Origin of the sequence: Solitalea agri (genome assembly GCF_023914155.1) — a bacterium.
Classification (GTDB): Bacteria; Bacteroidota; Bacteroidia; order Sphingobacteriales; family Sphingobacteriaceae; genus Solitalea; species Solitalea agri.
The window spans coordinates 16,919-32,526 of the sequence record NZ_JAMWYS010000034.1 but is presented as its reverse complement, the minus strand read 5'-3'; the positions used below and the strand labels follow the sequence as shown (position 1 = coordinate 32,526).

The 15,608-nt window shown below is 37.9% G+C and carries 15 protein-coding genes; 7 read left to right on the top strand and 8 right to left on the bottom strand.

Features of this window, described 5'->3' with window-relative positions:
- Positions 1–6 precede the first annotated feature (6 nt).
- The 3 genes from NF867_RS10220 to NF867_RS10210 form a co-directional block, all read right to left on the bottom strand.
- Complete coding sequence (locus NF867_RS10220) at positions 7–540, bottom strand: AAA family ATPase (RefSeq protein WP_252587742.1); 534 nt, start codon at positions 538–540, stop codon at positions 7–9.
- Between the two features lie 6 nt (positions 541–546).
- The gene (gene pnuC, locus NF867_RS10215) at positions 547–1,173 is read right to left on the bottom strand and encodes a nicotinamide riboside transporter PnuC (protein WP_252587741.1); all 627 of its coding nucleotides are present in this window, start codon (positions 1,171–1,173) and stop codon (positions 547–549) included.
- A gap of 207 nt (positions 1,174–1,380) precedes the next feature.
- Positions 1,381–2,397: an aspartate-semialdehyde dehydrogenase gene (locus NF867_RS10210; RefSeq protein WP_252587740.1), complete on the bottom strand. Its 1,017-nt coding sequence runs from the start codon at positions 2,395–2,397 to the stop codon at positions 1,381–1,383.
- Positions 2,398–2,465: 68 nt separating this feature from the next.
- Between NF867_RS10210 and NF867_RS10205 the strand changes: the two genes are divergently transcribed.
- The 5 genes from NF867_RS10205 (at position 2,466) to NF867_RS10185 (ending at position 7,921) form a co-directional block, all read left to right on the top strand.
- Positions 2,466–4,775: a lamin tail domain-containing protein gene (locus NF867_RS10205; RefSeq protein ID WP_252587739.1), complete on the top strand. Its 2,310-nt coding sequence runs from the start codon at positions 2,466–2,468 to the stop codon at positions 4,773–4,775.
- 444 nt (positions 4,776–5,219) lie between these two features.
- Positions 5,220–6,185, top strand: a complete 966-nt coding sequence (locus NF867_RS10200) for an NAD-dependent epimerase/dehydratase family protein (RefSeq protein ID WP_252587738.1) — start codon at positions 5,220–5,222, stop codon at positions 6,183–6,185.
- Between the two features lie 174 nt (positions 6,186–6,359).
- A complete protein-coding gene (locus NF867_RS10195) occupies positions 6,360–6,665 on the top strand; it encodes a hypothetical protein (RefSeq protein WP_252587737.1) in 306 nt (101 codons plus the stop codon).
- A 12-nt stretch (positions 6,666–6,677) separates the two neighbouring features.
- Positions 6,678–7,124: an ABA4-like family protein gene (locus NF867_RS10190; RefSeq protein WP_252587736.1), complete on the top strand. Its 447-nt coding sequence runs from the start codon at positions 6,678–6,680 to the stop codon at positions 7,122–7,124.
- Positions 7,121–7,921 (top strand): hypothetical protein, encoded by an 801-nt coding sequence (locus NF867_RS10185; protein ID WP_252587735.1) that lies wholly within the window; start codon positions 7,121–7,123, stop codon positions 7,919–7,921. Before NF867_RS10190 ends, NF867_RS10185 begins: the two co-directional genes overlap by 4 nt.
- On the opposite strand, the gene NF867_RS10180 is transcribed toward NF867_RS10185, so the two are convergent.
- Genes NF867_RS10180 through NF867_RS10170 form a run of 3 tightly spaced genes read right to left on the bottom strand, consistent with a single transcriptional unit; the run spans position 7,908 to position 11,758 of the window.
- On the bottom strand, positions 7,908–8,870 hold the full coding sequence (locus NF867_RS10180) for a YihY/virulence factor BrkB family protein (RefSeq protein WP_252587734.1): 963 nt from the start codon (positions 8,868–8,870) through the stop codon (positions 7,908–7,910). The genes NF867_RS10185 and NF867_RS10180 overlap by 14 nt on opposite strands.
- Positions 8,871–8,914: 44 nt before the next feature.
- Positions 8,915–9,286 carry a DMT family protein gene (locus NF867_RS10175; protein WP_252587733.1) on the bottom strand — a complete coding sequence of 124 codons (372 nt, stop codon included), beginning with the start codon at positions 9,284–9,286 and terminating at the stop codon, positions 8,915–8,917.
- 9 nt (positions 9,287–9,295) lie between these two features.
- Positions 9,296–11,758, bottom strand: a complete 2,463-nt coding sequence (locus tag NF867_RS10170; RefSeq protein WP_252587732.1) for a DUF5686 and carboxypeptidase regulatory-like domain-containing protein — start codon at positions 11,756–11,758, stop codon at positions 9,296–9,298.
- Positions 11,759–11,971: 213 nt separating this feature from the next.
- On the opposite strand from NF867_RS10170, the gene kbl reads away from it, so the two are divergent.
- Positions 11,972–13,162 carry a glycine C-acetyltransferase gene (gene kbl, locus NF867_RS10165; protein WP_252587731.1) on the top strand — a complete coding sequence of 397 codons (1,191 nt, stop codon included), beginning with the start codon at positions 11,972–11,974 and terminating at the stop codon, positions 13,160–13,162.
- Between the two features lie 117 nt (positions 13,163–13,279).
- Complete coding sequence (locus NF867_RS10160) at positions 13,280–14,044, top strand: MBL fold metallo-hydrolase (RefSeq protein WP_252587730.1); 765 nt, start codon at positions 13,280–13,282, stop codon at positions 14,042–14,044.
- 91 nt (positions 14,045–14,135) lie between these two features.
- Here the strand turns inward: NF867_RS10160 and NF867_RS10155 are convergent, their stop codons facing one another.
- Both NF867_RS10155 and NF867_RS10150 read right to left on the bottom strand, forming a co-directional pair.
- Entirely contained in the window at positions 14,136–14,810 is a 675-nt protein-coding gene (locus NF867_RS10155; protein ID WP_252587729.1) for a DUF4412 domain-containing protein, read from the bottom strand.
- Between the two features lie 137 nt (positions 14,811–14,947).
- Positions 14,948–15,544, bottom strand: a complete 597-nt coding sequence (locus NF867_RS10150) for a YceI family protein (RefSeq protein ID WP_252587728.1) — start codon at positions 15,542–15,544, stop codon at positions 14,948–14,950.
- Between the last annotated feature and the right edge of the window lie 64 nt (positions 15,545–15,608).

Sequence of the window (15,608 nt, the reverse complement as noted above, 5' to 3'; positions counted from 1 at the left end):
GATTCTTTATCCAAAAAGTTCGCGCAGTTTATTCACCACAAACAGCTGACGTTCTCTGAAATCACGTCCCACCACCAAATAATAGGTTATATTTCGTTTTTCAAGTTCCTTCTTAAACTTCTCAAACATTTCCTCCCTATTATACCATAAGTCTCTTAAACCATCGGGCACCCATGGCACGTCGATACTTGTTAGAAAGTAAGCATCATACACAACCTGTTTCTCTAGCTGGTATAACTCTTCCGGAATTACGCCCAAGTAATGATCAGAATAAATTTGAGTGGTAATTAAATCAGTATCGCAAAACAAGAATCGATTAGCCTGCGATGTTTTCTCTAATACAGCTGCTGTTTGAGCTCTGCCTATTTTAAGAATATCATCGAGGTTAAAGTCATTCGAGCTGATCATGTCGCGGGCTATTTCAGGAACATATACAGTTTGAAACTTATAAGCCAGATAAGCTGCCAAGGTGCTTTTCCCGGTGCTTTCAGGTCCATAAATACATATTCTTTTTACAGTTGCAATTTGTTCAGATTCCAATATCAGCTAGTTTGTAACGGCTTCGGGTTGATTACTATACGATCGATATTCTTTGACCCAGTACCAGTAACCAAAAGCGGCTATAATGCAAAAAACAAAATACTCAACAGCAATTAACTTTACACCTTTAATATAATAGATATAGGTACATAAAACATCAACTCCAAGCCATAACAGCCAACATTCTATCTTCTTCTCAATCATCATAAAAGTACCGATCACACTAAAAGCCAGCACAAAAGAGTCGAGGTAAGGGAATGCACTTGGCTGACTAAATATACCAGGCAACCAGGTATGAAGGTTTTGCGCCATTTGCCCCAATACAAAAGTGCCGGCCATACCTGTCGCTGATAATATTAGCAACCATTTAGCAGATGTAAAACTAACCTTCAATTCATTCTTTTTATCGGCTTGTTCAGGTTTTGGGTGAGTCCAATGCCACCAACCTATAACGTTGGTCACAAAGAAAAACACTTGCAGCAGCATATCGGGGTACAGTTGTACCTGGTAAAAAACAAAAAAGAAAAGGATCACATTGATTAAACCCAGAGGCCAGCTCCACACATTAGCCTTGGATGAGAGAGCAACTGCAATGGCACCCGCAATAGTTCCCCAAAATTCGATGTGGCTCATGGGATAACCCCATACTGTAAACCAAATATTTTTTATGCTGAAGAAGTCGATCATTATGTTTTACATCTGCGGGTATACTAATTAACCGCCATTTGTATCCTTAAAGCAAAAATAGAATTTGTACCAAGTATTTCTTTAATTACTTCGGAAAATAAAAAAGCGCTAAAGTTTTCACTTCAGCGCTTTAAAAATATTTACAATAACTGATTAAGCAACAACCGCCGAACCAGCTGAAACTAATTCACTTTTCAATAAGTATTCAGCGATTTGAACTGCATTGGTAGCAGCCCCTTTACGCAAGTTATCTGAAACGATCCACATGTTTAAGGTATTCGGCTGTGACTCGTCACGACGTAAACGACCTACAAACACCTCATCTTTATCGTGTGCATCTTTAGGCATAGGATATTGCAGGTTAGCAATGTCATCAACCAAAACAATACCCGGAGCCTTAGCTAAAAGTTGCTTTACCTCATCCAAATCAAAATCAGTAGCAAACTCAACGTTAGCAGACTCTGAGTGGCCACCCATTACCGGAATACGAACAGTGGTTGCAGTCACTTTAATGCTATCATCGCACATGATCTTGTTAGTTTCCTTGATCATTTTCATTTCCTCTTTGGTATAACCGTTTTCAAGGAAAACATCGATTTGAGGAATTACATTCAAGTCGATCTCGTATGGATACGCTTTAGTACCATCTTTAATACCTTGACGTTCTTCCATCAACTGCGTTACAGCTTTAACACCAGTACCAGTAACCGACTGATAGGTTGATACCACAACACGCTTAATTTTATATTTATCATGCAAAGGTTTTAATGCTACTACCATTTGAATGGTTGAACAGTTAGGGTTTGCGATGATTTTGTCTTCTTTGGTCAATACATTGGCGTTAACTTCTGGAACCACTAGTTTTTTTGTAGGATCCATACGCCAAGCTGATGAGTTATCAATTACAGTTGTACCTGCTTCAGCAAACTTAGGAGCAAACTCTGTTGAAGTGCTTCCGCCAGCAGAGAAAATAGCAATCTCAGGTTTCATCGCAATAGCGGTTTCCATTGAAACAACCTTAAACTTCTTACCCTTGAACTCGATTTCCTTACCTACACTCTTCTCCGAAGCTACCGGGATCAATTCAGAAACAGGAAAATTTCTTTCCGCCAATACTTGTAACATTTTTGTACCTACCAAACCGGTGGCACCTACTACTGCGACTTTCATTTAACTATTGTTTAAATTTTTTTAATTCGATATTTTCATTAAACATCTTTCCCGCAATATTACCAATTATGAAAAACATTTTATGCATTTTATTGTCATTTTTATACCTGAACTCCTATTCACAATTAAAAGATTCTTTCGCCGATGGCAATTTATCATCAAATCCGCAATGGAATGGCAACATTGATGCGTGGTTCATAAACACCGGTCAACAACTGCAAACAAAAAGCAATTCTGCAACTGCGCAGGTTTATCTAAGTACCGAAAGCAATAGTTCTCTTAATACTAAATGGAAGTTCTCGGTTAAACTAAGTTTCAATCCTTCCAGTTCCAACCAGGCAAGGGTTTATCTTATGGCAGACCAAGCTGATCTTAACAAACCCCTCAACGGCTATTTTGTTCAAATTGGCGAAAATGGCTCGACCGATTCTTATGATCTATTCAAACAAACAGGCAGTTCCATTTCAAAAATCATTGACGGACCATCCAAAACAAGAAAAGACTTAAACCTTTTAGAAGCTGAAATAGAAGTAACCCGTACCGAAGCAGGATTATTTGAGTTGAAAACAAGAATGCCCGAACAACAGGATTTTGTAAGTGAGGGAACCGCAACCGACCTTACTCATATAATAAGTACCCATTTTGGCGTGGAAGCAAAATATACTGCCACTCGTAGTAACCAATTCTATTTTGATGATTTCGAGATAAGTGAATTGGTAAAACCGAAACCTATTTATCCTGGAAAACCTGGAGATATAATATTCACTGAGCTGTTTCCGGATCCGTCACCACAGATCGACCTTCCAACAGCTGAATTCGTTGAAATTTACAATACTAGCGATAGTTTAATTGAATTAAAAAACTGGACTTACAGTGATGCCACAACGACATTTACCTTTAAATCAGGGGTAATTCAACCCAAAACCTATTTGATATTATGCCCTATTGCTGATACGGCCGATTATGCAGCTTGGGGTTCAACAAAAGGTTTGTCACCTTGGCCATCGCTTAATAACTCAGGGGATGCATTGGGATTAAAAAACGCTGAAGGAACAGTCATTGATCAAATAAGCTATACTGATGACTGGTACAGAAATACTGAAAAGAAGGCTGGTGGATTTACCTTAGAACGGAATGAATCCATGGCATTTTGTACTGCGGCCCAGCAATGGAAAGCCAGCAGTGCCAAACAAGGAGGAACTCCTGGGATGCCAAATTCTATATCTTCCGAAGGCAATAATGGGGTTAAATTAAGTGTCATAACTGCTCAGATTTCCGATAGCGTAACAATTACAACAAAGCTTTCTGCCTTTGTTGATAGCATTTCTTTAAAAAATGCAACCATCAAGTTTGAGCCCAGTATGCCCATTAAAAGCATTGAACTAACGGGCCCCTATTTTGACCAGCTAATTATCAATTTTAGTCAGCCCTTACTGCAAGGAGAAAACTACCGATTAAGTATTTCCAATTTATCCGATTGTTATGGGAACCAACTAGAACCTTCAACACTAAACCTTTTGCGTCCGTCTACCATTGCTCCCGGAGATATTTTAATCAACGAAATTCTATTTAACCCAAAACCTGGTGGAGTAGATTTTGTGGAAGTCATTAACCATTCCGATAAAGTCCTTGATCTAAAAGAACTCAAAATCGGGACGCTTACTTCAAAAGATTCGATCATTTACTACACCATTTCAGACACTACTTCTTTATTCCATCCTAAAGAAATCAGGGCATTAACAGCCGATGTTGACATTCTAAAACAGCAGTACCTCTGTAAGAACGAAAAAGCCTTAATACAATTAAAGACGATGCCTGCTTATAATAATGACAAAGGGGCGGTTATTTTAAAAAGTGAAAACAGAATCATAGACCGTTTCGACTATAATGAGAAAATGCACTTTGCGCTTATCAATAATCCTGAGGGTGTTTCACTCGAACGTATCAATCTTGAATTTCCGACAAATCAGACCGGAAACTTTCATTCAACAGCCTCAACCTCAGGCTTTGCCACACCCGGTTATGAGAATTCGCAAACTGTTTCTACAGATAATAATGCAGATGAAGTAACGCTTTCTTCCAATGTTATATCGCCCGATAATGACGGCGTTGAGGATGTACTCGCCATAAATTATCATTTTAACCAAGTAGGTTTAATGGCCAATATTTCGATTTTTAACAGGAATGGCAAACTGGTGAAAAAACTTAGAAACAATGAATTACTGGGCACTGATGGCTCTATTATTTGGGATGGTCTTGACCAGCAATCTCAGCCAGTTTTAATTGGACCTCACCTTATTGTTATTGAAACGTTCTCCACTTCAGGAAAAATAAATGTTTATAAAAAGTCAGTAGTAGTAGCACAGAAATTTAATTAAACAACTAATAAGATCATTCATTTACCAAACTCCTGAACCCAATAACCATTATAGGAATAGGCGCCCATTTGGGTATAAAGTGAATCCATTAGCAGCTTACAATGGCTTTCGCTTTGTCTCCATGCCAGCATTACAGTCCACCACACAGCATAACTTCCTTTAAAAGAACAAATTGACCAGCAAAAAAGTAGAAAGAATTCAAAAAACAATCATGGGGATTAGAAATTAGAAGAAAAAGAGAGTTTTCGGTATCAAGAGGCCCCAAAGTGAACAGTCATTCATTTTTATTAAAGATAGTAAACACAGAATTTACCATACAAAATATTCGTCATAACGACCTGAAACCTTAATAAATTTCGCCACAAAGCCCCTTTACAAAATCATTTTCATTTACTTTTCACGTATTACCTGAAAAGCTACATTTGCAATTACCAATCCCGATTTATGAGTAGAGAAACAATTGTAGTTATAGGATCTAACGGCCAAATCGGCACCGAGTTAGTTACAAACCTTCGCAACATACATGGATCTTCTAATGTTGTTGCTACCGATATCAAAGAGCCTGATTACGACTTCAAGAATGCCGGACCTTTTGAAATTTCGAATGTACTCGACAAGGACAATCTTCAAAGCATTTTAACAAAATATAAGCCTACCCAAGTTTACCTTTTAGCCGCTTTACTTTCGGCAACAGGAGAACAGCGCCCAAAACGCGCCTGGGAACTTAACATGGATGGACTGATTAATATTCTAGATTATGCGCTAGAATATAAAATCAGCAAAGTATACTGGCCAAGCTCTATTGCTGTATTTGGCCCGAATTCACCAAAAACAAATACCCCTCAATACTGCACCATGGATCCTAACACGGTTTATGGAATTAGCAAACTAGCTGGTGAGCGCTGGTGCGAATACTACCACCAAAAATTCGGATTGGATGTTCGCAGTTTACGTTACCCAGGATTAATTAGCTGGAAATCGCAACCTGGAGGCGGAACTACTGATTATGCCGTTCATATCTTCCACGAAGCATTAAAGCACGGATCTTATGAATGTTTCCTTTCAGAAAACACTGAACTGCCAATGATGTATATGGACGATGCCATTAGAGCAACCATCTCATTGATGGAAGCTGAAAGTGATAAAGTGGCCATTAGATCAAGTTATAACGTAGCCGCAACAAGCTTTACCCCAACGCAATTGGCTGAAGAGATCAAAAAGCATATTCCTGATTTCAAGATCAGCTACAGCGAAAATGACCCTCGTCAGGCAATCGCTGACTCGTGGCCTAAGAGTATCGACGATTCTTATGCTCGTAAAGACTGGGGCTGGAATCATCAATTTGATTTATCGGCTATGACTGCTGACATGATCTCCAACTTAAAGAAACATTCAGAACTAGTTAAATAATAAATCATTAGATTAATTTCTGTTTTAAATTAGCTTATCAATAACCTTTATAACAGGCCGGTTTTCGAGAGAACCGGCCTTTCCTTTTATTTAAAACTTGACATCGATACCATATTCATAATTCAATTATGTTTTTGTTATTTTGGCTACAACATTTTATCCTTTCTTCTGATAATGACTTTTGAAGAGTTTTTTACAAAAAAGAAAATAGATCTGGATGCTTTAAAAGCAGTCAAACCAAGTCTTTATAATGAGTTCAAAAATCATTATGAACAGATGAGCGAAAAAAGCTTCGATCATTCTAAAAAGTTTTGGTTCAACAACCTTAGGGCCGAATTTCCGTTAAAAGAACAGCCGAAAGCATCTATAGTTAAGTCTGCCGATATTGAGGAAGCCCCTTCAACCACAACAAATGATACTGCTAAAAGCAGCAGTGGTTATAAACCTCTTTTCAGAAAAAAAATCGATCCATCAACTTAAAAAGCATATTTAATGAGCTTATCATCAGCATTTCAGATTGCCAATACCTTAGCCTTAGTTGGATGGTGTTTTTTGATCATTGTTCCCAGATGGAAGCAAACCTCATTACTGGTTTTCAACTTCATCGTTATACTATTTGCAGTAGCTTACTTCGGAATTATCGCCACCAATATTAACAATTGGAACCCCGACTCCTATTCAACACTCGAAAACGTTTCAGCTCTTTTTGGAAATAAAAATATGTTACTGGCCGGATGGATTCATTATTTAGCTTTTGACCTGATTATTGGCTTAATGCTTACGGAGCACTCATTAAAGCACAAGGGCAACTCTTTACTCTTAATCATTTGTCAATTGCTTACATTTATGTTTGGCCCGATTGGTTTCTTAGTTTACTACATCAACAATATGATTAAACAAAAAACCGCAGCCCCTCAACTTTTGGAAATTAAAGAATGATTTTAGTAAAGCTTTTCGGCGAATTGAAACACCGCAATAAAACGTTCTTTTATTGGGGATTATTCTGTTTACTGCTCTTCATCCTGGCGTTAGTTTTTACATTTTTCGACCACCGTCAGTTAATGGGGATAAACGTCTGGGTAAAACCCAGCAAGTTTGCCCTTTCCATTGCCATTTTCTTATTCTCAATGGCATGGTATAATCATTATTTACCACACGACAATAAAACGGTTAAGTTATACACAAAGGTTGCTGTCATAGTTTTTATCATTGAGCTACTAGCTGTTTTTGGCCAGGCGGCCAGAGGAGTAAAGTCACACTACAACATCTCAACGCCATTCGATGCCATGATTTTTCAAACCATGGGATTGGCCATTACTATAAACACCCTATTTGTTTTAATTATTTGCTTCCTCTTTTTTATAAAAAAGACAACGCTCCCAAAACCATACTTATGGGGAATTCGGCTGGGCATGCTTGTATTCGTGGTGTTTTCTTTTGAAGGATTTACAATGGCAGCTCAACTAGCTCATACTGTTGGTGCACCTGACGGCAGTCCGGGTTTAGCCTATTTAAACTGGAGCAAGCAATATGGTGATTTAAGAGCCGCCCATTTCATTGGCCTCCATTCGCTGCAATTTGTTCCTGTTTTTGGATGGTTGATAAGCCAGTCGAACTCCGCTTTCGTTAATCGGTTTGGCTCATTGTTAACTATTCTATTTGCAATTGGCTATTTCTTATTTGTGAGTTTTTTATTTGTTCAGGCAATAAATGGCAAACCCTTTATTCATTTTTAGTGCTGTTTATGACTTGGGCTGCTTTCTGAGCATCTGATAAAACCACTTCGCGCTTCTCAATCCACATGGCATAATCGTTAGGATGCAAATCCTTACCAAACATTTGTGCATACACCTGTGTAAACTCGGCCCCGAAATATAAGATCACCGCCGAATAGTACACCCATAACAATGTTAAAATAAGGGAACCCGCGGCACCGTAAGCATTCGAAATAGTACTATTGGTTAAATAAATGCCAATTAAAAACTTACCAACCATGAATAAAAAGGCTGTTACCACAGCGCCTATCCATATATCCTTCCAGTGAATGCGAGCGTCGGGCAGCACTTTAAAAATAATAGCAAATAAACTTGTGGTGATTATAAATGTTATAAACAGATTGGTCCAATAAATCATATACACCTCACCCTCAGGCAACAATTGCATTAAACGATGGATAAATGCTTCTATCAACCCGTTTAGCATCAATGAAACGAGCAGAATAAAACCTAAACTAATAACCATCGAAAACGATAGCAGGCGATTAGTAAGAAATTTGAGCCAGCCACGCTTACCCTTATTAGGCTTGAGGCGAAGCCCCCAGATTTGATTGATAGAATCCTGTATCTCATGAAACACACCTGTTGCTCCAAAAAACAGAGTAACTAAACCAATGATAGTAGCAATTGATGCATTTTTAGTAATACTCACATTTTGCAAGGTCGATTCAATAAGCATGGCTGGCTTATCTCCTACTACGCCTCTAATTTGACTAAAAACCGCCCCTTCCACGGCTTGCTTTCCATAAAACAAATCGCAAAGCGATATGATGACCAGCAACATTGGCGGAAGCGAAAAAATGGTATAATAAGCAAGTGAGGCACTTAGTTTCATGACTTTATCCTCTTGAAACTCGCGTATCACCTGATTCATTAAACGAACTATATTCTTTAAGCCTTTACTGAACATCTTTCTCCTCTTTGTACTTCTGAATTTTCAAATTTAACTCACCTTTACCATTTTTTAAATGCAAAAAAGACTGCCAAAATGATAAGAGAGAACGCAACTAAATGATTCCAGGCAATTTTCTCAGTTTTAAACAACAAGGTGGTGAACAACAAAAAAACGATTATTGATACAGCCTCCTGAATAACTTTTAACTGTAACAGATTAAAGGGCCCTCCATTTTCTTTAAATCCAGTTTTATTTGCCGGCACCTGAAACATGTATTCAAAAAGGGCAATTCCCCAACTAATGAGAATAATGGCCACCAAACCGAGGTTTTTACTCCACTCCATCTCCTTAAATTTTAAATGTCCGTACCAAGCAAAAGTCATAAAAATATTCGATACGGTTAATAAACCAATGGTTTGTAATTCTTTCATTAAATAATTCTAAAATGATGTCGATAGACGAAATGCAGATTGATAGGTATTTCCACCCATCCATGACAAGCCAAATTCGGCTCTTAACATGAGTCGCTGTAATCCAAAGTACAATTCGCTATAGTTGTTTAATTGTTCGGTTTGAAGATAATTAGCACCCACAATCTCTTCCAGTCGGAGTTTTCTTAACAACGGAATTTTATTCATAAAAAATCCAGAGAAATTATGTTCTACGTGACCTTCGAGATAATAATCATTGGTAGAAAACTGGTAATAATCTAGAAAACGGAACACATTGCTGCTGCTGCCCTCATAAAATGTTACCCGGTTACCTTTAAATTGTTTATAGTCCATAAACCAAGTCGACCGGTTACTTAAAAACTTACCGGCTCCAATACTATAGGCTATATTTCCCAGCAAACCCAAACGAATTCCCGAATCATATAAACGTCCATTTACCGAATGATAGTCAACATCTGAACCCATTACAGGCAAGCCGGCTTTATAATTCAAGGCAAGTTTCGGCCATTTGCTACCCACATAAAATTTGCCATCAGGACGGGTGATGTATTCTGACCCAAACGAAATAATGGTTCCTACATTTAAGGATAGGGCCTGATTCTTAACAAAAGCAGGATCGTTGTTTAAACCATAATAGGGGTTATTTGCGGTAAACTCACGCTCAGCCTCCGGTTTAAAAGAATAAAAATTAGCATTAACCAACGGAAGGCGGTTGGCATAATCAACAGTTGCATTAAACTGAATACCATTGGCTAATTCACGACTAAAAGTGGCCGTTACAAACTGGCGTTCATATAACTTCAGGTAATTTGAAGCATAAACCAATGTATTGTAAGTGTTGAACAAAGGCGTCATAGAACCCTGGTTGTTAAAGTCCACTACCTCTGTACCTATTTTAAGCGAAATGGAGCCTGACTTCATCGGATCAAAGCGGTAATAAACCTGTACATTCCCATTCAAATGCTGGTTGGAAAAACCATAGCGTACTTCTGGAATAATACTATAAGTCTGTCGGCTTTCATAGTTTTTTCTAAACGAGCCTCTTAAGGTAAGATTCACCCCTTCAACGGTATTAAACTGAAGGTTATCAAACAGAACTGGAGAGATTTGCCAATTTTGCTTTTTATAACGTTGCTGATAAGTATAACCACCCAACACGAATGACAACGGCTTAAACTTGTTGCTCTTACGATCGATTGAATCAAGATAAACTGGTGATTTTCTTAATGTTTCTATACTGTCTTTTCGTATATAATCTATTTTTTCTTCGGATGTTAAAGGAACCGGACGTGCTTGAGCCCAATAAGATGAATCCTTTTTGTTTGATTCTTTGGTTACATTCAGCACTTCTCCGTTAAAGAAATTCTTTGGAAACTTTGGGTCGATGTCATAATTCTTATAAACACCTATATAATCGCCGGCAAACTTAAATCCCAGTACATTTCCATTAAAACTGAACTTTTGCGAAGCCAGCATCCAAACCTTGCTATCTGCCGGATAATACTGCTGGCTAACAGTTAAACTGTCCAATATTCGAATCTGAGCATCTTGTGTCAGCAAAACATCAGCGCTGTACAATCGCCATGAATCTTCAATGATATAAACAAAGCCCCGGAAAACAGGATCATTCTTTCTACGCGGAATCAACTCAATCTTATTAATGAGTAAATCGCCAACATTGGCGGTTCCGGCCAGTCGATAGCGATAATAAAAAAGAGCGTTATCGGCGATTGGCGACACAATTCCACGAGGACTTAACTGATTGAACTGCACCAGGTTTTCATACAGATTGATCATTAAATCTGAAGATTGATTAAAGCTAAACCCATTACTTCGCCCGCTAACTTTCGATGAGATCATTTCTTCGCGAACATTATCAGGTCGCTGAAAATTAAACTTTGATTCTGATTCCGAAAGGTAAATGATTCCCCTACGGTTCGAATCCAAACCTATCTCTTTGCCAATTTGTTCAACATCAACACCTAAAAACTTTTTTGGAGCACCCCGCAAGCGTTGCAGTCCTTTAATATAAACATCACATGAATACCCCTTAACTTCGTTCAAATGATGTTTGCGCTTTTTGATCGCATTTCGAATTACTTCATAGGCAGGATCTTCTTGTTTGGCACTTACATTAATCTCATTTAATGTATAAACTTCTTGCTCAAGCACTACATTCAACTCCAAAGGATCATTGGTAATTGAAATCGATTTAATCAATTGTTTATATCCAACGGTTTTAAAAATCAATTTATAAACCCCAGGATTTACTTTCAATGAGTAAAATCCTTCAGCATTTGCGGTAGTTCCAATAGTGGTATTTTCCAGATATACATTAGCAAATGGAATAGGAGCCCCATTTGAGGTAGTAATTTTACCAGAAATGGTGCCCGCGACAGCCGATACAGTTGAAACAATAAAGATTAGGCAGATGAAAATGTAAAAACGCATGAATAAAATTTTGGTCGAAATTAATGATTTACTGTTGATTAGCCGCCATGAACCAAATTTCATCTATGCTTTTATCAATTAGACAGCAGAAAATAAGTTCCTTTCGAAAATTCACAAATAAAAAGTTTGAAATTCAAATACTAAACGCTGATAGTAACGGATTTAACTGGCAATTATTACCTTTGAATTACCCTAAATAACCCCTTGTAAGTTATGTACGAAACACTTAAACCAGTTTTAGAGGCTGAATTAAAAGGAATTGAAGCAGCCGGATTATATAAGAAAGAACGCATTATTACTACTCCTCAGGGTGCTGACATTGCCGTAGCCGGAGGAAAAGAAGTAATCAACTTTTGTGCTAACAATTACCTCGGATTATCATCACACCCTAAAGTTATTGAGGCAGCCAAAGCGGCAATCGACACTCATGGTTATGGAATGTCGAGTGTGCGTTTCATCTGTGGTACACAGGATATTCATAAAGAACTTGAAAAAAAGATCTCTGAGTTTTTAGGCACCGAAGATACCATTTTGTATGCTGCAGCTTTTGATGCAAACGGTGGAGTGTTTGAGCCTTTATTTAACGAACAGGATGCTATTATTTCTGATGAATTAAACCATGCATCGATTATTGATGGCGTTCGTTTATGTAAAGCGGCTCGTTTCCGTTATAAGCATAATGACATGGCTGACCTTGAAGAGCAGTTAAAAGCTTCACAAGATAAGCGCCACCGCATCATTGTGACCGATGGTTCTTTCTCTATGGATGGCACCATTGCTCAATTAGATAAAATAGCCGACCTAGCCGATAAATACAAAGCATTAATTATGGTTGACGAATGTCATTCATCAGGCTTTTTAGGCAAAACTGGTCGTGGAACACATGAACATTGCGGTGTAATGGGACGTATTGATATTATTACCGGCACTTTGGGCAAAGCGTTAGGCGGAGCTTCCGGAGGATTTACCTCAGGCCGTAAAGAAATCATTGATATGCTTCGTCAGCGTTCTCGCCCTTATTTATTCTCAAACACACTTGCGCCAAGTATTGTAGGTGCATCGATTGCTGTTTTAGATATGTTGAGTGAGACCACTGAGCTACGTGATAAATTAGAATTCAACACTAAGTATTTCCGCGAAAAAATGACAGCAGCAGGTTTTGACATTAAACCTGGGGTGCATCCAATTGTTCCGGTAATGCTTTACGACGCTCCTTTAGCCCAAAAGTTTGCTGAGAAAATGCTTGAAGAAGGCATCTACGTAATTGGCTTCTACTATCCGGTAGTACCACAAGGAAAAGCCCGTATACGTGTTCAAATTTCGGCAGGACATGATGTGAAACATTTAGACAAAGCCATTGCCGCGTTTACTAAGGTTGGCAAAGAGCTTGAAGTAATTAAATAGTTTGTCCCGATAACTATCGGTATGAAGATGTGGAAATTTGAAAATTGACTTCAGTTCCACATCTTCTTCTTAACTTGGCTCGCTGGTTCATTTTCAAATTCACAAATTTTCAAATTAATGAAAATATTCCCCCTTTACGAAGGTTCCTTCTCTGTTGATTCAAGTAAAAAATTTATTCCATTTAACCCTGAAGTTGACAACCCAAAAGACCGACCGGGATCGCTTTTCATTTATGTTCAGCCTTTTTTAGTCCAAACAAAGAACGAGTTGTTACTGATGGATGCCGGATTAGGTGTTCGTGAAGCCAATGGAGAACTTCAGCTTTATAATAATATCCGTAAAGCGGGTTTTGAACCTGATGACATTACCAAAGTATTAATGAGTCACCTTCATTACGATCACTCTGGAGGAATGATGTACGAAGAGAATGGAAATTGGAAATTAAGCTTTCCACACGCGGATTATTTTGTGCAGCGAGGAGAGATGGAAACCGGATTGGTAAAACAATCAAAATCATATACAGCTCCTGTATTAGAGCATTTATGGCGTACGCCGAACCTGCATCTAATTGAGGGCAATGGAAAGATAAGTGATGAAATTAGTTTCGAACTTACAGGTGGGCATTGCGAGTTTCACCAGGTTTATCTGATCGAATCGGAAGGAGAAAAGGTTTTCTTTGGTGGTGATATTTTACCAGAGCCAGAGCAATTGCTACGCAAATTTATTGCTAAATATGACTATGATGGTCGTAAAGCAATGGAACTACGTGAACATTATGGCAAACTAGCCGCCGAAAACGATTGGACTTGTTTATTCTATCACGCTAAAAGCAAAGCCACAGGTAAAGTAAAATACAACGAAGGATCGTTTACTGTGATATAGATAGATTTAGACCATAGTCAATAGACCATAGTACCTAAAAATCTCCTAGCGGATTATTTCTATGGACTATGGTCTATGCTATTAACTCCAATTACTCTTTACCCATTCCTCCCATGGGGCTATCCATTATTTGATATCCCTCAGTGCTGAAAATACCTTCAGGTATATCCCCTTTTTTTATTTCCTTAATGAGCATGGTAGTTTTCGTTCCTTTCTTTTTATCGGTTACTAAAGTCTCTAAGGAAGGGCCTTTAAAATATTTTGCGTATTGAGCCATATTACGGGATGAACCGCCGCCCTTAGAGCTTTTCATATTAGCAAATATTGATTGCAAGTTAAAATTCATATCCTGAGCAACCCACATATCAATTAATGAATCGTCTGTTTCGGTAATTACTTTCTTGCATGGATGCCCATCAATGGTTTTGGTTTCATTGGTTTGGGTTATTTTAGGCTCAGCTTTATCTTTGATCATATCCTCAATATCTTTTGCCTTACCTTTAAACCCCATTTTATTACCATTCATGTCCATCAGTGTATAAGTATCCTTTGTCTTGGCATCGTACACAATCCTAACTTTCCCACCTTTCATTTGTTCTGGAGACATTTGCATTGCCCATGCCTGGTCCTTATAATAACAAGTCATCTCAACGGGCTGTTTAACTTCGTCGCCGCTGATAAGCATTTTAAAACTGCCAGCAAAATCCTGAGCAATTGCTATATGGGTAGCCAGTAAAGCAATTACGATTGAGAATATTTTTTTCATAAATAAAATATTTGGTTAGCGTTAAGTTACAAAGAAATCTTAGTGAACATCAATAGAAAAACTATCATTCGACTAAACAAAAAAAAGCACCTCCAATTGGAGGTGCTTCATTGCTTAGCTTAATTATTTAAAATAACTTATTTAGCAGCTACTAAAGAGATTTTCAAAGTAAAATCATCATTGATCGCTTTATCACCTAAGTTAAAGAAACTTGCCGAACCGTATTTAATGTCGAACTGAGTACGGTTAATGGTTACATCTGCAGCACCAACTAAAGCATTTTTCACTTGCTTAACTGTTGCAGGGAAGGTAATTGGCTTGGTAATACCTTTGATAGTTAAATTACCTGTGATTTCATATTTATCGCCACCTAAAGACTTAGAACCTGTAATGTCAATTTTAGCAGTAGCGAATTTATCTGTTCCGAAGAAATCATCAGCTTTTAAGTGACCAACCAATTTAGCGTTATAATCAGGGTTGGTGATGTCAGTACAAGTGATAGAGTTCATATCAACAATTAAAGAACCTCCGGTAATTGATTTACCATTAAACTGAATACTGCCAGTTGCAAATTTGATATTACCTGTGTGCTCACCAGTTACTTTTTTACCATTCCAGGCAATTGTACTTTTAGCTGCATCAACATTGTAAGTATCGGCTTTTTTCTCAGGAGCTGTAAATGCAAAAAACACGGTTGCTGCAACCAATGTTAAAACTGTAGTTAACTTTTTCATATCGGGTTATTTTACTTTTTTCTAATTTGACAATACAAATATATGTTTAAACATTATTTGTTGC